At 46.8% G+C, this 22,498-nt stretch carries 22 protein-coding genes and 1 rRNA gene; 13 read left to right on the forward strand and 10 right to left on the reverse strand.

The features are described 5' to 3' along the window. The first annotated feature begins 16 nt into the window (after positions 1–16). Positions 17–1,402 carry a 23S rRNA (uracil(1939)-C(5))-methyltransferase RlmD gene (rlmD, locus tag HZS85_RS13540; protein WP_214856502.1) on the forward strand — a complete coding sequence of 462 codons (1,386 nt, stop codon included), beginning with the start codon at positions 17–19 and terminating at the stop codon, positions 1,400–1,402. 69 nt (positions 1,403–1,471) lie between these two features. Here the strand turns inward: rlmD and HZS85_RS13545 are convergent, their stop codons facing one another. The 7 genes from HZS85_RS13545 to HZS85_RS13575 form a co-directional block, all read right to left on the reverse strand. After that, a complete protein-coding gene (locus HZS85_RS13545) occupies positions 1,472–2,350 on the reverse strand; it encodes an aldo/keto reductase (RefSeq protein WP_214856503.1) in 879 nt (292 codons plus the stop codon). Between the two features lie 32 nt (positions 2,351–2,382). Beyond that, complete coding sequence (locus tag HZS85_RS13550; protein ID WP_214856504.1) at positions 2,383–2,949, reverse strand: TVP38/TMEM64 family protein; 567 nt, start codon at positions 2,947–2,949, stop codon at positions 2,383–2,385. Then, positions 2,946–4,340: a sensor histidine kinase gene (locus HZS85_RS13555; RefSeq protein ID WP_214856505.1), complete on the reverse strand. Its 1,395-nt coding sequence runs from the start codon at positions 4,338–4,340 to the stop codon at positions 2,946–2,948. The genes HZS85_RS13550 and HZS85_RS13555 overlap by 4 nt, the downstream gene beginning before the upstream one ends. Further along, positions 4,337–5,020 carry a response regulator transcription factor gene (locus HZS85_RS13560; RefSeq protein ID WP_214856506.1) on the reverse strand — a complete coding sequence of 228 codons (684 nt, stop codon included), beginning with the start codon at positions 5,018–5,020 and terminating at the stop codon, positions 4,337–4,339. Before HZS85_RS13560 ends, HZS85_RS13555 begins: the two co-directional genes overlap by 4 nt. A 127-nt stretch (positions 5,021–5,147) precedes the next feature. Next, positions 5,148–5,708 carry a GNAT family N-acetyltransferase gene (locus HZS85_RS13565; protein ID WP_214856508.1) on the reverse strand — a complete coding sequence of 187 codons (561 nt, stop codon included), beginning with the start codon at positions 5,706–5,708 and terminating at the stop codon, positions 5,148–5,150. 230 nt (positions 5,709–5,938) lie between these two features. Further along, positions 5,939–7,078 (reverse strand): amidohydrolase, encoded by a 1,140-nt coding sequence (locus HZS85_RS13570; protein WP_214856509.1) that lies wholly within the window; start codon positions 7,076–7,078, stop codon positions 5,939–5,941. 18 nt (positions 7,079–7,096) lie between these two features. Next, a complete protein-coding gene (locus tag HZS85_RS13575) occupies positions 7,097–8,005 on the reverse strand; it encodes a TIGR01777 family oxidoreductase (protein WP_214856510.1) in 909 nt (302 codons plus the stop codon). A gap of 133 nt (positions 8,006–8,138) precedes the next feature. Between HZS85_RS13575 and HZS85_RS13580 the strand changes: the two genes are divergently transcribed. The 5 genes from HZS85_RS13580 (at position 8,139) to HZS85_RS13600 (ending at position 13,728) form a co-directional block, all read left to right on the forward strand. Then, positions 8,139–8,954 carry a RecX family transcriptional regulator gene (locus HZS85_RS13580; RefSeq protein ID WP_214856511.1) on the forward strand — a complete coding sequence of 272 codons (816 nt, stop codon included), beginning with the start codon at positions 8,139–8,141 and terminating at the stop codon, positions 8,952–8,954. 321 nt (positions 8,955–9,275) lie between these two features. Continuing rightward, on the forward strand, positions 9,276–11,003 hold the full coding sequence (locus HZS85_RS13585; RefSeq protein WP_214856512.1) for an ABC transporter ATP-binding protein: 1,728 nt from the start codon (positions 9,276–9,278) through the stop codon (positions 11,001–11,003). A 14-nt stretch (positions 11,004–11,017) separates the two neighbouring features. Beyond that, positions 11,018–13,078: an ABC transporter ATP-binding protein gene (locus HZS85_RS13590; protein ID WP_214856513.1), complete on the forward strand. Its 2,061-nt coding sequence runs from the start codon at positions 11,018–11,020 to the stop codon at positions 13,076–13,078. Between the two features lie 60 nt (positions 13,079–13,138). After that, entirely contained in the window at positions 13,139–13,459 is a 321-nt protein-coding gene (locus tag HZS85_RS13595) for a DUF1811 family protein (RefSeq protein ID WP_214856515.1), read from the forward strand. Beyond that, positions 13,456–13,728: a YfhJ family protein gene (locus HZS85_RS13600; protein ID WP_023467307.1), complete on the forward strand. Its 273-nt coding sequence runs from the start codon at positions 13,456–13,458 to the stop codon at positions 13,726–13,728. Before HZS85_RS13595 ends, HZS85_RS13600 begins: the two co-directional genes overlap by 4 nt. 45 nt (positions 13,729–13,773) lie before the next feature. On the opposite strand, the gene HZS85_RS13605 is transcribed toward HZS85_RS13600, so the two are convergent. After that, positions 13,774–14,757, reverse strand: coding sequence for a metal-dependent hydrolase (locus tag HZS85_RS13605; RefSeq protein WP_214856516.1), 984 nt, complete (start codon positions 14,755–14,757; stop codon positions 13,774–13,776). 103 nt (positions 14,758–14,860) lie between these two features. Here HZS85_RS13605 and mutY point away from each other — a divergent pair, with 103 nt between their 5' ends. From mutY to HZS85_RS13625, 4 genes are all read left to right on the forward strand, one after another. Then, positions 14,861–15,877 carry an A/G-specific adenine glycosylase gene (gene mutY / locus HZS85_RS13610; RefSeq protein ID WP_214856517.1) on the forward strand — a complete coding sequence of 339 codons (1,017 nt, stop codon included), beginning with the start codon at positions 14,861–14,863 and terminating at the stop codon, positions 15,875–15,877. Then, a complete protein-coding gene (locus HZS85_RS13615) occupies positions 15,877–16,302 on the forward strand; it encodes an SRPBCC family protein (RefSeq protein ID WP_035412732.1) in 426 nt (141 codons plus the stop codon). Before mutY ends, HZS85_RS13615 begins: the two co-directional genes overlap by 1 nt. Before the next feature lie 116 nt (positions 16,303–16,418). Then, complete coding sequence (ntdP, locus tag HZS85_RS13620) at positions 16,419–16,961, forward strand: nucleoside tri-diphosphate phosphatase (protein WP_023467311.1); 543 nt, start codon at positions 16,419–16,421, stop codon at positions 16,959–16,961. 90 nt (positions 16,962–17,051) lie between these two features. After that, complete coding sequence (locus HZS85_RS13625) at positions 17,052–18,785, forward strand: ABC transporter ATP-binding protein (protein WP_214856525.1); 1,734 nt, start codon at positions 17,052–17,054, stop codon at positions 18,783–18,785. Positions 18,786–18,833: 48 nt separating this feature from the next. On the opposite strand, the gene HZS85_RS13630 is transcribed toward HZS85_RS13625, so the two are convergent. After that, complete coding sequence (locus HZS85_RS13630) at positions 18,834–20,132, reverse strand: glutamate-1-semialdehyde 2,1-aminomutase (protein ID WP_214856518.1); 1,299 nt, start codon at positions 20,130–20,132, stop codon at positions 18,834–18,836. Between the two features lie 175 nt (positions 20,133–20,307). Between HZS85_RS13630 and perR the strand changes: the two genes are divergently transcribed. Beyond that, complete coding sequence (perR, locus tag HZS85_RS13635) at positions 20,308–20,730, forward strand: peroxide-responsive transcriptional repressor PerR (RefSeq protein ID WP_369792039.1); 423 nt, start codon at positions 20,308–20,310, stop codon at positions 20,728–20,730. 14 nt (positions 20,731–20,744) lie between these two features. On the opposite strand, the gene HZS85_RS13640 is transcribed toward perR, so the two are convergent. After that, positions 20,745–21,107: a DUF2614 family zinc ribbon-containing protein gene (locus tag HZS85_RS13640; RefSeq protein ID WP_029340912.1), complete on the reverse strand. Its 363-nt coding sequence runs from the start codon at positions 21,105–21,107 to the stop codon at positions 20,745–20,747. Positions 21,108–21,221: 114 nt separating this feature from the next. Between HZS85_RS13640 and HZS85_RS13645 the strand changes: the two genes are divergently transcribed. Further along, positions 21,222–22,091, forward strand: a complete 870-nt coding sequence (locus tag HZS85_RS13645) for a nucleotidyltransferase-like protein (protein ID WP_035412741.1) — start codon at positions 21,222–21,224, stop codon at positions 22,089–22,091. 346 nt (positions 22,092–22,437) lie between these two features. Next, positions 22,438–22,498, forward strand: a 16S ribosomal RNA gene (locus HZS85_RS13650); the annotation flags it as partial.

Below are 22,498 nucleotides of genomic sequence, written 5' to 3' on the forward strand. Positions count from 1 at the left end.
GGAAAGGATGAAATCGATGGCAACAAAAATCAAATTAAAGACAGGTGAGGTCCGTTCAGTCACGTGTCTACGGATGGGCATCAACGGTGAAGGGATCGCGACGCTCGAGCGACAAATCGTCTTCATCCCAGGATTGCTTGTAGGTGAGACGGCACAAATCGAGATCACGGAAATTCATGCGAACTATGCGAATGCGAAAATCTTAAAGCGTGACGATCGTTCACCAGACCGCGTGACACCACTTTGCCCAGTCTATAGTGTCTGTGGTGGCTGTCAATTACAACATATGAGTTACGATGGGCAATTGCGTTATAAGGAAGAGATGCTTCGCAATGCGTTCTTAAAATCAACGAAATTGAATGTCGAAAAGGCCGATATCCGTCCGACGATTGGTTCGAAGGAGTGGGGTTACCGCAATAAATCACAATTCGTCGTCGGGAAACAAGGCAATGAAATCGTTAGTGGTCTCTATTCTGCGAATTCGAATCGTCTGGTCGCAATCGATGATTGTGTCGTCCAAAATAAGGATACGCTTCGTGTCAACCAAGCTGTCACGAAATTACTCAACGATTATAAAGTACCTGTTTACCATGCAGCAAAACAAGACGGTGTCATGCGCCATATCGTCGTCCGGACAGGAATCAAAACGGGTGAAATTCAAGTCGTGCTCGTTGCCTTTAAAGACGGCTTCCGTGATCTAGAGGGTTTGTCGCGCGATATCATGGACATTCCAGGTGTCGTCTCGGTCGCGCTGAACATCAATGATAAGTTAACGTCACGTGTCTTTGGAGAAGAGACGGAAGTCTTGCGTGGTGTCGAACGGATTGAAGAAGAGATGGGCGAGTTCACGTATCAACTGTCGCCACGCGCCTTCTTCCAGTTGAATCCGGAACAAGCAGAGCGGATGTATGAAGAGATCGCGCGTGCTGCTGCTTTGACAGGCGAAGAACGTGTCGTCGATGCTTACGCAGGTGTCGGTTCAATCGGACTTTGGATTGCTAAGGGTGCAAAAGAAGTCCGTGGTATGGAAATCATCGAAGAAGCAGTTGAAGATGCGAATGCGCATATGAAGCAATATGGCTTTGACCATGCGCATTATGTCGTCGGTAAGGCAGAAGCATGGATTCCACGTTGGGTGAAGGAAGGCTGGATTCCAGACGTCTTTATCGTCGATCCCCCCCGTTCAGGTTGTGATACGCAGTTATTGAACGCAATGATTTCGTCTAAGGCGAAAAAAATCATCTATGTCTCGTGTAACCCGCAGACGCTTGCACGTGATTGCGATCATTTGATGAAAGCGGGATATAAGGTATCGTACATTCAACCGTATGATATGTTCCCACAAACAGCGCACGTCGAAGCGATCGTCGTGCTCGAAAAGAAGAAAAAGAAAAAGTTCTAAGCGCGAAAAAAGCCCGTATGCACTCCTTGAACGAGTGGACATACGGGCTTTTTTTCTGTGACTGCTCACTTACGTTTGCGAAACATAATCGAACGTGGCATCACATTCGGAAAAACGTTCCTTCAATTGACTGACGCGGTCAGCTGGGAGTGGACCACGTTCAATCAATTGCTGGTTCAAAGCGAGGTGTTCTGGTCGAGACGTTCCGATGATGGCCGTCGTGATTCCTGGTTCGAAAATTGTAAAACGTAACGCGGTCTCAAGCCAGCTAGATTCCTCGAGTGGATAAGCCAATTGTTGTGCTCGTTCCCAGTATGGTTCAACATATTGTCCGACCGGACGATCCGTGAAGCGCCACGGTGCATTACCGATTGGACGTTTGGCGATGACCCCGTGATTCAAAAGTGTAGGTAAGACTTGATCGACGCGTTGATCAAACAGATTGAAGGATGTCTGGAAACTATCGAAGCGTTTCGTTTTGATGGCATACTGCAAATCTTCTCGGTCACCAGAATAAGCGATGACTCGGACTTTCCCAGCTTGTTTTGCTTGTTCAAGCGCTTCGATGACGTCACTTTGAGCGAGGATTTCTCGACTACAAGAATGTAAGTGTACGATGTCGAGATGATTCGTTTGCATCGTCTGTAAGGCTTGATCGATGCCACCATGGACCGCTTCAAAGGTCCAGTCCTGCGTACCGGGAACATCATAGCCGACTTTCGTCGACAGAATGACGTCGTGCCGACGATTCTTTAGAAATTGTCCGACGCGTTGCTCCGATAAGCCATAGCCGCGTGCTGTATCGATCAGATTGATGCCAAGATCACGTGCTTGTTCGAGTAAATAAACTGCTTCGCGATCCGTCATCTGTTCTGCGCCGATGTGACCAGCTCCGAACCCAAGCGGGGATACGAATAGATCGGATGTTCCAAAACGTCTTAACTCCATGAACGATACTTCCTTTCAGACAACCTGTAGTTTTATATCGATGATGCTCGTTTTTGACGATTACGATAAATCAGATAACCAACGAGTGCCACGCCTGCTATCGACCATTGGACGATGGACGAGAATTGCAAGAATTGATGGACAGCGAGCACTTCGACTAACATCGCTGGAATTTTTCCAATCGTACTCGCAGTTAGGAAGAGTAAGACGGAAATACCACTAGCAGCACTGACAATGTTGACGATGCCTGACGGGACAAATGGTAACAGCCGTAACAAGATGATCGTCCAAAAAGCTTCATGTCCTTGTTGTGTTTGGAGCTTTTGTTGCAAACGATTGACTCGATCTGGAAGCGGGCGACGAAGGGCATACTGCAGTCCTTGTCGGTAAATTAGGAACGCACAAACCGCACCTAAGACTTCACCGGTGAAAGAAAGCAATGTGCCGATCCATAATCCGAAATAGACGAGATTCGCAGCGGTGACGAACGTACTCGGTAGGACACCAAGTACACTGACGACGACGCCGATCAAGACACTAACGAACGGAGCGAACGGTCCGAAGAGTTCAAAGGTTTGGATGACATGTTGTTCCATCATTCAAATCCATCTTCTTCATCCGGAAGAAGTGGTAACTCGATGTGAACAGTCGTTCCTTCTCCAAGAACGGAGTCGAACCGGATCGTTCCATCATGACGATCGATGATGTGTTTCGTGATCGCAAGACCAAGACCGGTTCCGCCATCTTTCCGCGTCCGTGATTTATCGACGCGATAAAAGCGTTTTGTCAATCGATCAAGATGCTCTTCCGGAATGCCTTCTCCTTCGTCCCGGATAAGGCAATGCGTCCGGTCGCCGATCGTTTCAGTCGACAAGAAAATCTGTTTGCCAGGCGGCGTGTACCGTAAGGCGTTATCGAGTAAATTGCCGAAGACTTGCTCGAGACGGTCTGTATCGCCTAAGACGATTTGATCCGGATCGAGATGCATCACGAACGTGACCCCTTTCGACTGAGCAATTGGTTCCATCCGGTAGATGACATCCTCAAGTACTTGACTGAAGACGAGCGGTTGCTTCGACATCGGGTAGGAATCGCGCTCAAGTTGAGCGAGATCGAGCAGATCATTGACGAGACGTTGCAGACGTTCCGTTTCCCGTTCGATGATCTGGTAATATTGCGCACGCTTTTCTTCCTCCAGCGAATCATCCTGCATCATCTCTGTATAGCCACGAATGTAGGAGAGAGGTGTCCGCAATTCATGACTGACGTTCGCAAGGAACTCCTTCCGCTGCTCGTCGACTTCCCCAAGCGATTCCGCCATCTTATTCAGAGTTTCTGCGAGTTCGCCAATCTCATCATCCGATTGAATCGGAATCCGGTAATCAAAGTCACCTTGCGCGTAAACCGTTGATGCGCGCTTCATATCGATTAACGGACGAATGATTGTATCAATAATCTGACGACCAAAGATGACGAGATTCAAGACGATCAGCCCAATCATGAAGAAGATCATCAGGCGGAGTGGACGGAACGGTTCACTGATTTGTCCAAGTTCCAGGTACAAGATTAGCGTACCGACCAGTCGATTGTTTTCGATGATCGGAAATCCGGTCATTAGAATATCCGTTCCTTCAATCGGATGGGTCCGGCTCGAGACGACAGTCTCACCATTACGAAGCTGTTCGATGTCCGCATTCGTCAAAAAACGGAGTCCTGCCGGATTTTTCTTTAGAAAATCGATGAAGAAGACTTTCGATTCCGTCAATTCATTCGTATAAGTCATCCCATCATAAAAAGCACCAGATAAGCCTTCGGATTTGTAAATGTTGATTAGCTTTTCCCCACGGTTCAATAAGATATCTTCTTGCGTCTGAAGATAGAACCGGTCGTAGAGATAAAACGTCAGCAGGACAAATAAAATGGCAGAAAAAACGCTTGTAAACCAAATCGTAATCCAAATCCGGCGCCGGATCGTATAGCGCTTAATCATACTTCCTCGAATTTATAACCGATGCCCCAAACTGTTTGAATCGAGCCACCGGCTTCCCCGAGCTTTAAGCGAAGTGTTTTAATATGCGTATCGACCGTCCGTAAGTTACCGATATAATCCGCACCCCAAATTTGATCGAGTAGCTGTTCGCGAGAAAAGACCTTATCATTGTTTTGAGCAAACAGATGTAACAAATCAAATTCCTTACGCGTCAGACTGACCGGCTTGCCATTGACGTGGACACTCCGACTTTCAGTGTCGAGTTCAAGCATACCGAGCGTTAAAGTAGAAGATTGATCAACTGTAAAGCGGTGAGAACGACGAAGAGTCGCTTCGATACGAGCAAGCAATTCTCGGGGACTGAATGGTTTTGTAATATAGTCATCAGCTCCGATTTTCAGACCGTGAATCCGATCGAGCTCGTCCGAACGTGCCGTCAGCATGATGATCGGAACATTTGAGAACTCACGGATGCGCATACAGGCTGTCAAGCCGTCCATTTCCGGCATCATGACATCGAGTAGAACGAGATGGAATGTATTTTGTTGAATGAGATGGATCGCTTCTTGTCCGTTAGAAGCTGTCATCGTCGTGTAGTGTTCTTTTTCGAGATTCGAGACGAGAAGGTCACGCATTTGTGCTTCATCATCTACTACGAGAATATTAAACGATTCTGGCATTAGTCTTCGCTCCATTTCCTGTAGAAGAAAAGGTTTCTTCCATAAAGATAATTTTTCTTATTTATCATACCATTTCAAACTTTATAAACGCATGCGTGGACGCAAAAAAGCATGAGAGACAAGGCTCTCATGCTTCGAGTTGTTGATGATCGTATAGTGTTTCGAGTTCCCGACCATGAATGTACATGTGGAAACTAGATTTTGAGACTTCATATAGCGTGAACTGCGTCTCGCCAGCATTCAATTGCTCAAGAAGCGCAGGGCGCAACTCATCCGCACAAAATGCATACGGCAATTTTTCAGCTGCTTTTTGTGACCGAATGTTGCTTTTGCGAATTTTCATGAAGACACTCTCATATCCAAGATCGAAGAACAGCTCAGAGAAAAAGGCTTCTTTCGCTAAATGATTGTATCCTTTACCATGATACGGTTTACCTAACCATGTACCGAGAAACCCATATTGTCCTTCGATATCGAGTAAACTGATCGTACCAATCGGTTGATCGAATTCATCTAGGATAGTACGTGATACGATTTCGCCACGTTCTTCCTCTTCGATTGCCTGCTTTGTAGTAAACAGAAATTCATCAAAGTACCGTGTTTTTTGGCGGACGTACGGATATACGTCTTGATGCTGCATCAGTTCGAACAAATCAGCGCAGTCGCTCAGCTCCCGTTGCTTGAGCATACTTCCATTCCTCCTTTTAGGACCGCAAGAATGATTGTCGAAAGCTACCTGTCTGACTCGTTTGAACCGCGCATGGTATGCCTTCTTCAGTTGTCGGATAAGATAATATTACCTTCTTTTTTTAAAATTGCAAGAAAATAATTTTTGTGAAAAAAGATACAAAAACAAGATGTTTTCCATAAGCGTTTAAAACCCCCGCTAGGTGTAAAAAACACCTAGCGGGGGGCGGATTAAGTCAAGTTCAGTTGAGCGTGTTCAAAAATGATTTTTCCATCGATCATCGTCATGAGCGGCTTCGCTAAATAGTCGAGTGGGAAGTGACTCCACAAGACGAGATCCGCGTCTTTTCCGATCTCAATCGATCCGACCCGATCGTCCACACCGAGCGAACGGGCTGGATGAATCGTGATCGCGCGTAAAGCGACATCGACCGGTAGACCTTCTCGTGCGGCAAGACCGGCGCAAAGGTTCAAGTACTGGACAGGTGTGTACGGATGATCGGTCGTAATCGAGATTTCAAGACCATGTTCGTGAAGAACTCGATACGTTTCCCATGTTTTATTCTTCAGTTCGATTTTAGATTTTCGTGTAAAGGTTGGACCGACCGTCACTTTTTCGATCGGTAGCTGTTCCATCTCTTTTGCAACGAGATGACCTTCCGTACAATGTTCGATGCGTAAATCAAGATCAAACTCTTCCGCAAAACGGATAGCAGAAAGGATGTCATCTGCTCGATGTGCGTGTACACGAAGCGGCATCTTGTGATCAAGGACCCGTTTGATCATTTGATGGGCGAACGTTTCAGAAACCGGCTGCGTCCGAACTTCAAGAAAGGCTTCGCGCAACATCCCCATGATGCCCATCCGTGTCAGTTCACCAGCACGACCAGCACTATGGACACGTTTCGGGTTTTCACCAAGTGCCACCTTCAGACCCGCGTACTTTCGCAGGATCATATCATCGATGAACCGTCCGTGCGTCTTGATGACACTCGTGACGCCACCGATGATGTTCATGCTACCGGGCATGACTTGAACGGTCGTGATCCCATGCTCGACGGCTTCCTTAAAGCCTTCATCAAGCGGGTAGACGCCATCAATGGCACGAAGATGAGGTGTCATCGCGAAAATCGTCTCATTCGCATCATTTCCGACTGTTCCGGTACCTTCATCATATAATCCAAGGTGTGTATGGGCATCGATAAAACCGGGCAATAAAAAGTGACCTTCTGCTTCAATGACTTGATCGCTTTCTAAATGATCCAGTAATTCACCGATTTCAATGATTTTCCCATCACGAATGCGGATGTCACCGTAAAAACTGTCCGAAGTAATCGGATAAATATGTGCATTTCGAATCAAGATATCCAAGTATCGTCCACCCCTGTACTAGTTTGAATGCTCGATTGCTCGTAACGCATCCTTTAGTTCAGCATACCGAAACTTGTATCCGTTTTCGAGCGCTTTTTTCGGAACGACACGAGCTCCTTCTAGTACAATCGTACTCTTTTCGCCGAGTGAAAGTTCTAACACGAAGCGTGGCGCCGGGAGCCAGTGTGGGCGATGTAAGACTTTTCCGATCGTCTGTCCGAAACGCCGCATCGTCTCCGGATGAGGAGCAGTGATGTTCAGCGGTCCTTCGACTGTCGGGGTCTCGAGCGCGAATAGGAATAACTCGACTAGATCATCGATGTGGACCCAGGAGACCCACTGCTTTCCGTCGCCCATCGTCCCACCACCAAACAAGACATAAGGGAGACGCATTAACGGATAAGCGCCACCGGCTTTCGTCAAGACGACCCCGATTCGTGGATGGACGAGTCGAATGCCGGCGTCAGCAATCGGGCGAGCAAGGTCTTCCCATGCGACACAGACATGACTTAAGAAGTCAGCGGTCGGTGGAAGGGGATGATCTTCAGAGAAGGTCTGATGCCGATCCTGTCCGTAAATGCCAACCGCAGAAGCAGATAAGACGACGTCTGGTTTTTGGTCGAGTGCTTCAACGATCCGGACGAGTTCCTTCGTCGTGCTGACGCGACTGTCGAGAATGGCACGTTTGCGTTCATCCGTCCAACGTCCATCGTTGATCGAAGCACCAGCAAGATGAATGAAGGCATCGACGCCCTCTAAGTGCTGTTCCGGCTTTGCGTCTTTTGTCATCCACTTGATATATGTGATATGCGCATCGTTCGCTTTCGGATGACGCGTCAAGATAAAGATGTGATGTCCTTGCTCGAGCAAACGCTTCGTCAAGGCTTGACCAATCATACCGGTTCCACCGGTAATCGCAATGTTCATGTAATCCATCCTCCTTGAAATAAGTAAAAGTAGCTTCTTTCCATTTGTTCCCGTTCCATGGTTTCACTCAAACATAGACCTGCCTGTTCATGATATCGTAGAACTACCGAATCAGGTTAGGGGAGGGAACGACATGAAGATCAAACGGATCTCGACGCAGAAAAAGAACAGCGAACGATTCAATATCTATGTCGAGCGTGATGGCAAAGAAGAGTATGCCTTTGCCGTAGACGTCGATATCTTAATTAAATACAATCTGCAACGCGATAAGGAACTCGATGACGACTTCGTCAAGGAAGTGTTGACGGCTGAAGAACAGCAAAAAGCATATCGTCTCTCGTTGAATCATCTATCGTACCGCATGCGGGCGACGAGTGAAGTCGTCGCCTATTTAACGGAGAAAGAGACACCGGAGCATGCGATCAAACATGCAATCGAGCGATTGACGGAGCAACGCTATCTGGATGATCAACAGTTCGCACTTGCTTATACGGCAACGAAAAAAGCGACGACACCTCAAGGACCGGGACGGATTCGCCGCGACCTTGAGGCATTGAAGATACCAAAGACGGCGATTGATGAAGCGATCGTGACGTTTACTGATGAAGAGGAATACGAAAAAGTCCTGAAGTTTTTGCGGCAAAAACAAAAAGAGCTTCAACGACGATCCGTGCGGGAACTGACACAAAAATTACAATTAACGCTTATGCAACGTGGTTTCTCGTCCGATTTGATTAAAGCGGGCATAGAAGAGGTGTTTTTAGCTGAAGAAGGTGACGAAGAAGAACAGGCGGCCCTTTATCAAGCGCGTAAGTATTATCCGAAATATCGGCAACTTGAACCGTTCGAGCGTGAACAAAAGGTGAAGCAAGCACTTGTTCGAAAAGGATTTCCATACGGTTTAGCAGCTCAAGTCCTTGAACAAGTCAAAGAAGAAGAGGCGGAATAATAAAAGCAAGACGAAAAATTGACAATTATCCGACAATTGTGCTATTCTACGCACAGACTAAGAAAAGGAGGAACCGTCCTATGAAAAAGCCAATTGGTTTCACTCATATCCAACAGCTGAATACGACGGAGACTCTTGAGCGCGTTTAAGTAATTCATTTCATGTGCGAGCAAGGGGATTCGTCTCCCGAGCGCGCAGACGAACAAGAATGGATCATGCCCATTTCAAGGCATACTGATTCTCGGACTGCATCCGGAAATCCGTATGCCTTTTTGCGTGCTCGGAAAAAGTACTTCATTTTACAGTAAAGGGGGGACCCTCATGCGTTTATTTAAGCAATTGAGTTGGTTTCTTAAAGAACACAAATCATCGTATCTCGTAGCAGTCATCTTGTTAATCATCACCGGCTTCATCGATTTAACGCCACCGTGGCTGATCGGTAAGGTCATCGACGGTTTACGATCAGGATCGATGGACCGGACGACACTCTTACAGTATGTCGGCGGATTAACGGTCATCTCCATTGTGTCCTTCATCTTGACGTATCAATGGTTAGCGAAATTATTCGGAACGGCCTTTTTATTAGAACGGACACTTCGGAGCCGCTTCTTTACGCACTTATTGAAACTGACGCCGACGTTCTATCAAAAGAATCGGACGGGAGACTTGATGGCACTCGCGACGAACGACTTAAAGGCGGTCGAGCGGACAGCCGGATTTGGTGTCTTGACGCTCGTCGACTCGTTGAACATGACGGCAATCACGCTCGTCGTCATGGGGGTAGCGATCGATTGGAAGCTGACGCTTGCTGCCTTGTTACCGATGCCACTTCTCGCTTACGCGATGAATAAGCTCGGGAGTCAAATTCACGGACGTTTCATCACGGCTCAGGATTCATTCGGAACGATGAATGACCAGGTCGTCGAATCGATTTCCGGACTGCGTGTCATCCGCTCATTCGTACAAGAACCAGTCGATGTTAAACGGTTCGATGATGTCACGACGGATGTTTTTGAGAAAAATATGCACGTCGCAAAAATCGATGTCTTATTTGAACCGATCATCAAGCTGCTCGTCGGGTTCAGTTACTTGATCGGCTTATCGTTCGGGACATATCTCGTCTTTACGAACGACATCACGCTCGGACAATTGGTCGCCTTTAACATCTATCTCGGGATGCTGATTTGGCCGATGTACGCCTTTGGTGAATTGATCAATGTCATCCAGCGCGGAACAGCAAGTCTTGATCGTTTAGAAGCAACGATGCGAGTCAAACCGTTGATTGCTTCGACACCGCGGAAACACGTCGATCGCCCTGAACGGATCGAGATGAACGATTTGACGTTTACGTATCCAGAAACAGCGCATCCGGTCTTACGAGATTTGAATATGACGATTGAACAAGGAACAACGATCGGTATTGTCGGACCAACAGGATCCGGGAAAACGACGTTCTTGCGTCAATTCTTACGTGAGTATCCAATCGGACGGGACATGTTGACAGTCAACGGCGTACCGTATGAAGATGTTGCGCTAGAGACGGTTCGCGGTTGGACGGGTTACGTCTCTCAAGAACATTTGCTGTTCTCAAAATCCGTCCGGGACAATATTCTGTTTGGTGCAGGTGAAGCGACAGAAGCTGAATTGCAGGAAGCGATTCGTCTCGCATCGTTCGAAAAAGATATCGAAACGCTGGAACAAGGACTTGAGACGATGGTCGGTGAACGTGGCATCACGTTGTCGGGAGGACAAAAGCAACGTCTGTCAATCGCGCGGGCGATGTTAAAAAAACCAGAGTTGCTGTTGCTGGATGATTCATTATCAGCGGTAGACGCGAAAACGGAATCACATATCATTGATTCGATTCGATCGAATCGCCACCAATCCACGACATTAATTGTTGCCCATCGCTTATCGGCAGTGGCACATGCGGACGAAATCATCGTCTTACAAGACGGAATGATTTCTGAACGAGGAACACATGACAGCCTGATGGCACAAAATGGCTGGTACGCTCAACAATTCGAGCGACAAAGTGAAGAGATGTAAGGAGGTGCCTTTGCATGAATGAATTGGAATTATATCAACTCGATCCGGCACGTCGGAAGACGACGATCCGTTCGTTAATCCGCTATGCGATGCATGAGAAAAAAGCAATTTTCTTAGGATTGTTTCTACTCGTATTAGCAGTCGGAGCGGAATTGACAGGTCCGTATATCGCCAAAGTCATCATTGATGAACATATTGTTGCGATTGAAAAGGACTGGGTTGAAGTTAAAGCGGACGGTGCGGTCACGTATGATGGTCGTCAGTTCGCCAAAGCACAAGACGTATCTAAAAGTGAAATCGTTCAATCCGTCTCGATCGTCCAAACGGCTAAGGGATACTTGTTCGTACCAAAACAAGTCGTCAGTGGAGGAGAACGGAAAATTAGTGGGAATACGCTGACGGTCACGCGTGGAAACGATGTATACACGTATGACGGTATTCAAAAGCTGACACAAGGGCAGGTCTATGATTTTTATTCAAAGGACTTAAAAGCGATTGGCTGGTTATCGTTGATCTACGTCCTTTTGCTGCTTGCAGCAGCTGGTTTGAACTGGATTCAACAAATTTTGCTCCAACGCTCTGCCCATAAAATCATTAAACGGATGCGTCTTGATGTCTTTACGCATCTGCAACGGTTACCGGTCCGTTATTTCGATCAGACGCCAATCGGGAAAATCGTTAGTCGAGTCACGAATGATACGGAGACGATTCGCGATCTTTATCTCGGTGTGCTCGCCCGGGTCTTCTCGGGGATCATCACGATGGCAGGGATTCTCGTCGCGATGTTCTTCCTCGATTATCGCTTAGGACTCGTCTCGCTGATCATCATTCCGATCGTCTATTTCTGGATTCAGCTGTTCCAGAAACTCGCGACGAAGAATAACTTCAAGGTCCGCTCCCTCGTTGCCGACATGAATGGTCAACTGAATGAGAACATCCAGACGATGCCGATCATTCAGGCTTATGCACGTGAGAAGGAAGTTCTTGCTGAATTCGAACAAAAGAATGAAGAGAACTATCAGACACGGGCAAAGTTGTTACGACTTGATGCCTTGATGTCACACAACTTATCCTACTTTTTGAAAAACTTGACGCTCGCCTTGTTGATTTGGGTCGTCGGCGGAAAAAGTCTGACGAATGGATCGTTTTTATCACTCGGGATCTTATATGCGTATATCGATTACGTGTCCCGTTTATTCGAACCGGTCACTCAAATCATGAATCAGCTGTCACCGCTGCAACAAGCGCTCGTGTCAGCGGACCGAATGTTCCAGTTGCTCGACGAAAAGGGCGAGCCGGTCGAACAAGGGCGCGTTGCTCGGTTTAAAGGAGCGGTATCCTTCAAAGACGTCGAATTCAGTTACGAAGCGGGAAATCCCGTATTACGTGAAATTCAAATCGATGCTCGTCCTGGCGCGACGATTGCCCTCGTCGGTCATACGGGTAGCGGGAAAAGCTCCATCATGAACCTGCTGATGCGTTTCTATGATCCGTCAAAAGGACAGTTGTTGATTGACGGACAGGACGTGACGACTTTACCGAAACAAGCGGTTCGTGAGCATATGGGGATCGTCTTACAGGATCCGTTCCTCTTCACAGGAACGATTCGCTCGAACATCACACTCGGCAATCCTGATATTTCCGAAGAACGGGTACGACAAGCGATCGAAGCCGTCGGCGCGGATCGATTCATTGATCGTTTACCGAACGGGCTCGATGAACCAGTCATCGAAAAAGGTGCCACGTTATCAGCGGGGGAACGACAGTTGATCAGTTTTGCCCGTGCGCTAGCGTTTGACCCTGCAATCCTAGTTCTTGACGAAGCGACAGCGAGTGTTGACTCGGAAACGGAAGCGGTCATTCAAGATGCCTTGCTGACATTAACGAAAGGACGAACGACGTTCATCATTGCCCATCGCTTGTCGACGATCAAGGATGCGGACGAGATTCTTGTTCTCGATCATGGTCAGATCGTCGAGCGAGGATCCCATGATGTACTCCTCGCGATGTCCGGGATTTATGCGAAAATGTATGCATTACAAAGTAAGCGGAATCTAGAATTGAAATCAAGCTAATCCATCCAGTTTCTCCTCCTTTTCGTTTATACTGAAAAACGAAGAGGGGGAGTTTTTGTAATGGAGACACGGATGAGTCAATTATCGAAATACGAACTTGAGATGTTGATCACGAAATTAAGTGAACAAAAACGAAAAGCGGAGCAACACGGGAACGTCAGTGAAGTGGAAGTTGTGACGCGAAAAATCGCTATTGCGAAAAGTTATTTGATCGATCCGAAACGATTCGAACGGGGAGCCTTTTACCGAATTGAAGGAGAAGAGGCGCGATTTGAGTTACACTTCGTCAATGGCGTCATGGGTTGGGGACATTTTGAAGGTACCGCTCAAGAAGTCGCGATTCCGCTCGCATTATTCACAGGAGAGGGAGAACAGACATGACGAATCGAGAACAAGCCCTTCAGCAATTGGCTGAAGAATTATTGCAAGTGAATGAAGTACTGACACCGGAAGAAGCACTGACGTGGGTCGAAGTGCTTTGGGAAGATTTCGAAGCAACACTCGCGCGCGCAGGTGAGAAGTATCAAGGTGAAGCCGTTGCAGTTCATTTCGTCGAGCAACAGATTAAACAGCATGGGGCGATGTTACACCGATTTAATACGACGAACGAAAAATTCAAGCATTTGATGACAGGTCGAAACGTCGAATGAAAAAAGCTCCGCACATCGGGATTTCCGTTGCGCGGAGCTTTGTCTTTATAATGCAGGGATGAACAGTTTTTTCTGCAAAGTCCGTTCGCTGAACACCCAGCCGGTATAGGAGCTGACGATTTCTTGTGTAGCAGCGTCGATTCTGACGACGGCAACGAATGGATAGACTTCCTTCGTGAAATAACGAAGGTTGGTGAAACGGTATTCGACAATGCCATCTTTTCGTGAGACCGTATACGTATGAATCTTCGAGAACTCAAGAAATGCTTGCAAGTCCGCGTTTTGTTTAACAATTTCGTACAAGGCGTCACCATGCGGTTCGTCCTTGATCCGGAAGTTTCCGCATTCGACGACGGTTCCACTGTTGATCTTAACGACGGAATACTCATCGCGTAAACGTGCTGCGACATGCCACTCATCCCATTTCATGCCAGGTGAGATGAAAAGCTTGTGTGCGCCGCGATAATAGCGCGCTGCGGTCGCAAGCGCGTCATTTCGTAACTTGAATTGAACAGCGTAGTAAATAATGACGATGGCAATTAAAATCGGGAAGATGACGATCGTCGCTTTCGTCAATAACCAAATCCCGAACGCGGCATAATACATCGTGAACAGATACGGATCAAATGTGTTGATGACACCCCAACCAATCCAGGATTTTTTGAACGGGTGTAAGGCTTGTGTTCCGTAAGCGTTAAACAGATCGACGAAGACATGAAGAGCGACAGCGATCTGCGCCATTAGCCATAATGAAGTCGGAGGTATACCGAATAACGTACCGATGACGATCGAAAGTAATAACGGCCAGGCGAGTAAGGCGATCAATCCGTGTGATTTTCCGCGATGTTGGCGCAAATAGGCGCTGTTTCCTTTGAACTTAAAGACAGTGTCGAAGTCCGGTGCGTGTGAGCCGACGAGCGCCGTCGTCGTCACGGCAGCAAACATCGTCGTGCTCGCTGCGACGTCAGGGTGTAGCGTCGAGATGGCGGCGAGACAAAGTCCCATGCCAATATGCGTACCAGTATCCAATGCGAATTCGCTCCTTCTATAAAATCGTGATGGTGAATCCATCGAGGTTCTGCCGAGTAATTTTTAATAAATATATCGTATCCAAGAGAAAAGAGGTAACCTTTTGACTGTCGTTCAAGAATATTTCACAAACTTTAATAAAACACAATTTACCACAGAACTGATTGCCTGGTTCCTTCGTGAACAGCGGGATCTCCCGTGGCGAAGAACCAAAAACCCATATCATATCTGGATTAGTGAAATCATGCTTCAACAAACGCGCGTTGATACAGTCATCCCGTATTATGAGCGCTTCACGAAACGTTTTCCGACACCGCATGATTTAGCAGAAGCGGATCAAAGTGAAGTGCTCAAACATTGGGAGGGCTTAGGGTACTATTCCCGTGTCAAGAATCTTCAAATCGCGGTTCAGGAAGTTGTTGAAAAATATGATGGGATCGTTCCGGACGAAAAGGAATTGTTCAGTCAACTGAAGGGTGTCGGTCCGTACACGACAGGAGCGGTTCTATCGATTGCTTATGGGCAAGCAGAACCAGCAGTAGACGGAAACGTGATGCGCGTCCTCTCACGTGTACTTGGGATTTATGAAGACATTGCTGCACCGAAGACACGGAAATTGTTTGAGGCGGCGGTACATCAATTGATTGATCCAGCTGATCCGTCCAGTTTCAATCAAGGCTTGATGGAACTCGGCGCGATGGTCTGTACACCGAAGTCTCCGATGTGTGGACTTTGTCCTGTTCAAGACGTTTGTTTTGCATATGATCGAAATGCACAGGAAGAACTACCTGTGAAGACGAAGAAAGGGAAGACGCAAATTATTCCGTATGATGCTCTTGTTTATGAAGCAGACGGAAAAATCGCAATTGAACAACGGGCGGAGACCGGTTTGCTTGCTGGCATGTGGCAATATCCACTTCGAGAAGCAGAAGAAGCGCGTGACGGAACGCTTATCGGGCATGTTCGACACATCTTTTCGCACCGGATTTGGGAGATTGCTGTCTATCGCGTGACGGAACAGCCGGACCAGACGATACTAGTTGATCAGGAAACGTATGCGACGCATCCGGTATCTGTCGCCCAAATGAAGATTGATCGACTATTGAAGGGGGAGATCTAATGCATACTTTTCGATTTGAGACGCGTGTCGATACATCAAAGAAGCAAGCGTGGGATTTTTTAAGTGATGCCAAGGCCTTAAGTCGATTGACGGTATTTCCGCAAGTGAAGACGTCGGGTGATACACGGACGCGAGCCGGGAACACGATTCGTCTACGTGTCGGAGTTTCACCACTATTTGTCTCGTGGACGTCTTGGATTCCTTTCGTAGAAGAATATGTCTTCGTCGATGTCGGTACAAAAGTGCCGTATCCGTTTCGTGCCTGGTGCCACGTGCACCGAGTCGAAGAACGTGAATCTGGCGTCTATTTCATGGATGAAGTGACGTATGCCTCCTTCTTACCCGCCTTCGTCATTGAAGCATTCATCTTAAAACCGATGTTCAAACAGCGAAAAAATGCGATTTTGAATCACTTTCAAGGCTGAATTCCGTCATTTTTCTGAAAAAATACCCTTTCGTTTTTCATGTGTTCTGAAAATGGGTATAATAAGCACGAGAGTATAACAGAATGGAAGAAAAACGCTTTAGAAAGGAGTAGCACATGAGTCGATTCCCAAAAGAAAGTAGCAAGATTGAGATTCAAAGTTTCAAACATAACGGGAGCTTACACAGAGTTTGGGAAGAAACGCTCGTGCTGAAATCGACGGAAGAAGAATTGATTGGGTTCAATGATCGTATCATGGTCAGTGAATCAGATGGTCGTCAGTGGCGAACGCGAGAGCCTGCAATCTGTTATTTTTCAACAGAACTCTGGTTCAATGTCATTTGTATGATTCGGGAGGATGGCATTTACTACTACTGCAACCTCGGATCACCTTCTACGTTCGATGAGAAAGATCGAGCAGTCAAGTACATTGATTATGATTTAGATATCAAAGTGTATCCTGACATGTCCTACATGATCCTCGATGAGGACGAATATGAGAAACATCGCCGTGAAATGAACTATCCGAAGGCGATTGATCGTATTTTAAAGGATAATGTTCAAATCCTGATCCAGTGGATTCGTAGTCGCAAGGGTCCATTTAACCCGGCTTTCGTGGATATGTGGTATCGTGAATATGAAACAAGATATCGGAGATGATGGTTCGCCATCGTCTTTTTTTAATTGAAGGAAGTGAAACACGTGGCAACACAAGCAAAACGTAAGCACCAAGGCTCGATTCGCCGCTATATGGCGTTCGTCAAGCCGTATCAAAAACAGATCCTCTTGACGGTCTTCGTCGGGATCATCAAGTTCTCGATCCCGCTCGGACTTCCATTGTTGTATAAATACATCATCGACCATATCCTAACCGGGAACACAATGCCAATGGCGGAAAAAAGTAAGCAATTGGCGTATTTGATCGGAGCAGGTGTCTTCATCTTCTTGATCGTCAAGCCGCCGCTTGAATATGTCCGTCAATATCTCGCACAATGGTCAGCGTCGAAGATTCTATTTGACGTACGGAACCGATTGTTTGATCATGTTCAGAAATTGTCGCTTCGTTTTTATTCGAATACGAAAACCGGAGAAGTCATTTCACGGATCATCAATGATGTCGAGCAGACGAAAGACTTCGTCGTCACAGGATTAATGAATCTATGGCTTGATATGATCACGATTTTTATTGCCATTGCCATCATGTGGACGATTGATCCGAAGTTGACACTCGTCGCCATCATTCCTTTACCCTTCTATGCCCTTGCCGTTAAGTTCTTTTACGGTCGCTTACGTGGATTGACACGGGAACGTTCGGCAGCCCTTGCGGAACTACAAGGTCATTTGACGGAACGGGTCAACGGGATGGCAGTCATTCGTAGTTTTGCACTGGAACCACACGAGAACAAAGCGTTCAAACATCAAAATGACGGCTTTTTAAAAGCAGCGCTTCGTCAAACGAACTGGAATGCGCGGACGTACGTCGTCGTCTCGACGATTACGGACTTCGCACCAATCCTGATCTTCGGAACGGCGGCGTTCTTCGTCTTGAACAATCAAGTGACACTTGGGACGATGGTCGCGTTCATTGGTTATATCGACCGTCTGTATGCACCGCTCGGTCGTCTCGTCAACTCTTCAACGACGTTGACACAGTCGATTGCCTCGATGGACCGGATGTTCGAGTTTTTAGATGAGCCGTATGACATTACGGAAAAACCGAATGCGCGTGAACCGAAAGATGTCCGCGGAAACGTTCAATTTGAAAACATCAGTTTCGCTTATGAAGAAGGCGGTGAGCTGGCGATCGATCGCTTGACGCTTGACGTTCAGGCAGGCGAACGGATTGCTTTCGTCGGGATGTCAGGTGGCGGGAAATCAACGCTCGTCAGTTTGATTCCGCGTTTTTATGATGTGTCTGCCGGTCGGATCACGCTTGACGATGTTGATATTCGTGACTTGAAGTTGCGAGGTCTTCGCGATCAGATCGGGATGGTCATGCAGGAATCGATTCTATTTAGTGAGTCGGTCCAAATGAACATCAAGATGGGGAATCCGGACGCGACGGACGAGGAAGTCATCGCAGCAGCAAAAGCAGCGAATGCCCACGAATTCATCGAACGATTACCAAACGGTTATCATACGCCGGTCGGAGAACGAGGCGTTAAGCTATCGGGTGGTCAAAAACAACGTCTTGCGATTGCGCGGGTCTTCTTGAAGAATCCGCCGATTCTAATCTTGGATGAGGCGACGAGTGCGCTCGATTTAGAGAGCGAAGCGATGATTCAAGATTCGTTAGCACGTCTTGCAAAAGGGCGGACAACGTTTACTGTCGCGCACCGTTTATCAACGATTACCGATGCCGATAAGATCGTCGTCATTGAAAATGGTCAGATTACGGAAATTGGCACACACGAAGTTCTCATGCAAAAACGAGGCGCTTATTTTGAACTGTATGCCATTCAAAATCTGGAACTCGTCGAATAACAAAAAACAGCGCCCCTTGCGAGGGCGCTGCTTTTTTAGTGAAGAGACTTAAAGTCGAGCAAAGGCACGATCGACTGCTGCGATCGTCTCTGTGATGTCGGCTTCCGTATGTTCTGTCGTCAAGAACCACGCTTCGTATTTCGAAGGAGCGAGGTTGACGCCTTCTTCCAGCATCAATTTGAAGAAACGTCCAAACATCTCGCTATCTGCACGTTCTGCACCATCGTAATCGATGACTGTTTCATCCGTGAAGTAGACCGTCATGGCACCTTTTAGACGGTTGATCGTAATCGTGACGTCATGACGTTTTGCTGCTTCCAGTACACCTTGTTCGAGTAAGGCACCGAGGTGATCAAGTTTTTCATAGACACCAGGCTGCTCAAGTAATTCAAGACAAGCGATACCGGCAGCCATGGATGCTGGGTTCCCTGCCATCGTACCTGCTTGATAAGCCGGACCGAGTGGCGCGACGTGTTCCATGATTTCTTTACGGCCACCATAAGCACCGATCGGTAAACCACCACCGATGATTTTGCCGAGCGCCGTCATATCGGGGCGGATATTGAGTAGTTCTTGTGCACTGCCGTATGTGAAACGGAATGCAGTGATGACTTCATCGTAAATAACAAGTGCGCCGTGAGCATGCGTGATTTCGTTGACTGCAGCAAGGAATCCAGGTTGCGGTTCGACGATACCGAAGTTTCCGACGATTGGTTCAACGAGTACACAAGCGACTTGATCGCCCCATTGTTCCATGATTTGACGATATGATTCGATATCATTGAACGGTGTCGTGATGACTTCTTTTGCCGTCGCTTTCGTGACACCTGCTGAATCGGGAGAACCAAGTGTCGCTGGACCACTTCCTGCTGCGATCAGCATCAAATCCGAGTGACCGTGGTAACAGCCACTGAACTTCACGACAAGCTCACGACCTGTATATGCTCGTGCGACGCGAATCGTCGTCATGACGGCTTCCGTTCCGGAGTTCGTAAAACGTACTTTTTCAAGCGAAGGAATTGCTTTTTGTAGTTTATGTGCAAAGTCGATTTCTAGACGGTGGGGCGTGCCATAAAGAAGACCGTTCTGGGCAGCGTGTGTGATCGCTTCCGTAATGTGGGGGTGACCGTGTCCTGTGATGATCGGACCGTAGGCCGCTAAGTAATCAATGTAGCGATTGCCATCGACATCATAAAAGTAAGCACCTTTTCCGCTTTCCATATAGACAGGTGCACCGCCGCCGACGGCTTTGAATGAACGGGATGGACTGTTGACGCCACCAACGATACACTCTTGTGCGATTTCATATAACGCCTCTGAAGTAGGGCGAGTAGTGTGGGTAGACATGAAGATTCCTCCAATCGATGATTCGTGAAAAATATCACGATATGATTGTATCATGGACGTCAAATCCGGTGCAGAGCCGTTGACGGAATGCCTATTTGTAGGTAGACTAATTATAAAGATTACAATCTGATAATCAATGAAAGATAGAAATGAGGGGATGGACGTGGCTAACGAAATGCTGGATGACGCCGTGAAGTCACTTCGGGAATCAGGCGTTCGAATGACACCACAACGTCACGCGATTTTGGAATATTTAACGACGGGACACACGCATCCGACAGCGGATGAGATTTATCGTGCACTCGAACATCGTTTTCCAAACATGAGTGTGGCGACTGTATATAATAACTTACGCGTGTTTCGAGAAAAAGGAATCGTTGAGGAAATGAATTACGGAGACGCTTCAAGTCGCTTCGACTTCGTTACGACACGCCATTACCACATGATCTGTGAAAATTGCGGAAAGATCGTTGACTTCAACTATCCTGTGCTCGATGATGTCGAAACGGTTGCGGCGCACTTAACAGGCTTTAAAGTCGATCGTCACCGATTAGAAGTGTACGGAACTTGCCCGGACTGTCAATCGAATGTCCAATAAAAAAACGAGCTGCCTTAGCGGGGAGCTCGTTTATTGTGTTTATTATATTTTTCATCAAATTCTTTACCTTCAAGAGATGGATCCATCGTCAGTGGTTCATCGCAATGCATACATAAGTCGACGCGACCAAGGACTTTTGTTTCTTTTCCACAGTTCGGACAAGTGACGACAGCTGCCTTCGTTGATGTCAGACCAATCAAGAAATAGAGTGCCGTACTGGCGAGAACCATGACGAAACCGAGAAGCATGAGTAAGACCATGATGATCTCGAATTGTTTGAGTAATAGACCGCCATACATGACGAGCATCCCACCGAAGACGAGAAACATAGCTAAGTTTCGCGCGCGGTTTATTTTATTTTTACGTTGTTTTTTCAAGTGAATTCCCCCTGTTGTCAGTCTAGCATAAGAAGTGGGATTGCCTGAAGAAGGAAAGCTTGTTTTTTTGTCGAAAATGGTAACGACGAGTTCGTATAGAAGGGTGAGAAGTACATGGAACAAGCAACACGAACGATTTATTCGGAGTACGCGGCTTATCGTGAAACACAAGGGATCATTGCTGTTGAGAAACGGCAACCACGGGATTCCCTGACGGATCAATTTGATACACTTCTTGTTGTCATCACGAGAGACCCAGAAGTCGAGTGGACGATCAAACATTATCGACTGAATACACTAAAGGTGTCGTTACACCTCGTACATGAAGATGTGTTATCACGATGGATTTTATTAAATGCCAATCGACGCGCGATTCACTGGATTGCTGAAGGGACGATCGTATTCGAACGAAACGATTACTTAGTTGACTTAAAAAGACAACTACTCGATTTTCCTGATGAGGAACGACATTTACAGATGACGATTTCCTTTGCTAAATTGTTGCGTCGTTTCCAAGATGGAAGAAACTTGTTTAGTCGCGGACATCATTATGATGCCTATACACATGTCCATCATGCGTTGCATCACCTGGCACGGCTATCCGTCCTCGAAAAAGGAAAACATCCTGAAACGGTCGTTTGGGAACAGGCGCGACTCGATGACCCGGATGTCTATAAACTATACGAGCAATTATTGATGAGTGAAGAGACACTAGATCAACGTATTCATCTTGCTTTGATTGGGCTTGAGCACCTTTTGCAGTCCAAGGTTTTATCGGGAGGACGCTATTTATTCGAAATTATGCGTGAACGGACGGATCCTTGGACGATGTATGAATTGATGGAAGAAGAACGATTGCAAGAAGTTAAAGTAGATTTGAGCAGCTTAATCGATTTCTTCATGAGAAAAGGTTTGATTCGTATCTCATATCAAACGACTAAAGGGGCGGGAGTCGAACTCGTGACGTATGAGCCGGTCGTATGACGATCGGCTTTACTTTTTCCTAGAATTGTTTTTGCTATATATAGAAGAAAAAAGATTTCAAAAGTTTTTTTAGAAAAACTATTGACGGTATTATACCGAGATAGTATATTAATACATGTCGACAGGGCAACACGCGCTGGACGGTGACGGGAAAGAAAAAAGATTTCAAAAAAGGATTGACGCTTAAGTTATTCCGTGATATCTTATTAAAGTCGCTGAAAACGACACGACGAACTTTGAAAACTGAACGATGAGGCAAAAATCGTATTCTACGGAATACAAACATGAATGAAGCGCAAGCTTCGTCAATCGTGACTTCGGTCACAACAACGAGCAAGTCAAACACTTCATGGAGAGTTTGATCCTGGCTCAGGACGAACGCTGGCGGCGTGCCTAATACATGCAAG

It is taken from the genome of Exiguobacterium sp. s130, assembly GCF_018619055.1.
Taxonomy (GTDB): Bacteria; Bacillota; Bacilli; order Exiguobacteriales; family Exiguobacteriaceae; genus Exiguobacterium_A.

Excerpts from the sequence above, each read along its gene's own strand:
- HZS85_RS13625 (WP_214856525.1), top strand. The coding sequence starts at position 17,052 with ATGGCGTTCGTCAAGCCGTATCAAAAACAGATCCTCTTGACGGTCTTC.
- HZS85_RS13565 (WP_214856508.1), bottom strand. The coding sequence starts at position 5,708 with ATGCTCAAGCAACGGGAGCTGAGCGACTGCGCTGATTTGTTCGAACTG.
- HZS85_RS13545 (WP_214856503.1), bottom strand. The coding sequence starts at position 2,350 with ATGGAGTTAAGACGTTTTGGAACATCCGATCTATTCGTATCCCCGCTT.
- HZS85_RS13550 (WP_214856504.1), bottom strand. The coding sequence starts at position 2,949 with ATGATGGAACAACATGTCATCCAAACCTTTGAACTCTTCGGACCGTTC.
- ntdP (WP_023467311.1), top strand. The coding sequence starts at position 16,419 with ATGAGTCGATTCCCAAAAGAAAGTAGCAAGATTGAGATTCAAAGTTTC.
- HZS85_RS13575 (WP_214856510.1), bottom strand. The coding sequence starts at position 8,005 with ATGAACATTGCGATTACCGGTGGAACCGGTATGATTGGTCAAGCCTTG.
- perR (WP_369792039.1), top strand. The coding sequence starts at position 20,308 with ATGCTGGATGACGCCGTGAAGTCACTTCGGGAATCAGGCGTTCGAATG.
- HZS85_RS13555 (WP_214856505.1), bottom strand. The coding sequence starts at position 4,340 with ATGATTAAGCGCTATACGATCCGGCGCCGGATTTGGATTACGATTTGG.
- HZS85_RS13585 (WP_214856512.1), top strand. The coding sequence starts at position 9,276 with ATGCGTTTATTTAAGCAATTGAGTTGGTTTCTTAAAGAACACAAATCA.
- HZS85_RS13630 (WP_214856518.1), bottom strand. The coding sequence starts at position 20,132 with ATGTCTACCCACACTACTCGCCCTACTTCAGAGGCGTTATATGAAATC.
- HZS85_RS13590 (WP_214856513.1), top strand. The coding sequence starts at position 11,018 with ATGAATGAATTGGAATTATATCAACTCGATCCGGCACGTCGGAAGACG.
- HZS85_RS13580 (WP_214856511.1), top strand. The coding sequence starts at position 8,139 with ATGAAGATCAAACGGATCTCGACGCAGAAAAAGAACAGCGAACGATTC.
- HZS85_RS13645 (WP_035412741.1), top strand. The coding sequence starts at position 21,222 with ATGGAACAAGCAACACGAACGATTTATTCGGAGTACGCGGCTTATCGT.
- HZS85_RS13560 (WP_214856506.1), bottom strand. The coding sequence starts at position 5,020 with ATGCCAGAATCGTTTAATATTCTCGTAGTAGATGATGAAGCACAAATG.
- HZS85_RS13600 (WP_023467307.1), top strand. The coding sequence starts at position 13,456 with ATGACGAATCGAGAACAAGCCCTTCAGCAATTGGCTGAAGAATTATTG.
- HZS85_RS13595 (WP_214856515.1), top strand. The coding sequence starts at position 13,139 with ATGGAGACACGGATGAGTCAATTATCGAAATACGAACTTGAGATGTTG.
- HZS85_RS13615 (WP_035412732.1), top strand. The coding sequence starts at position 15,877 with ATGCATACTTTTCGATTTGAGACGCGTGTCGATACATCAAAGAAGCAA.
- rlmD (WP_214856502.1), top strand. The coding sequence starts at position 17 with ATGGCAACAAAAATCAAATTAAAGACAGGTGAGGTCCGTTCAGTCACG.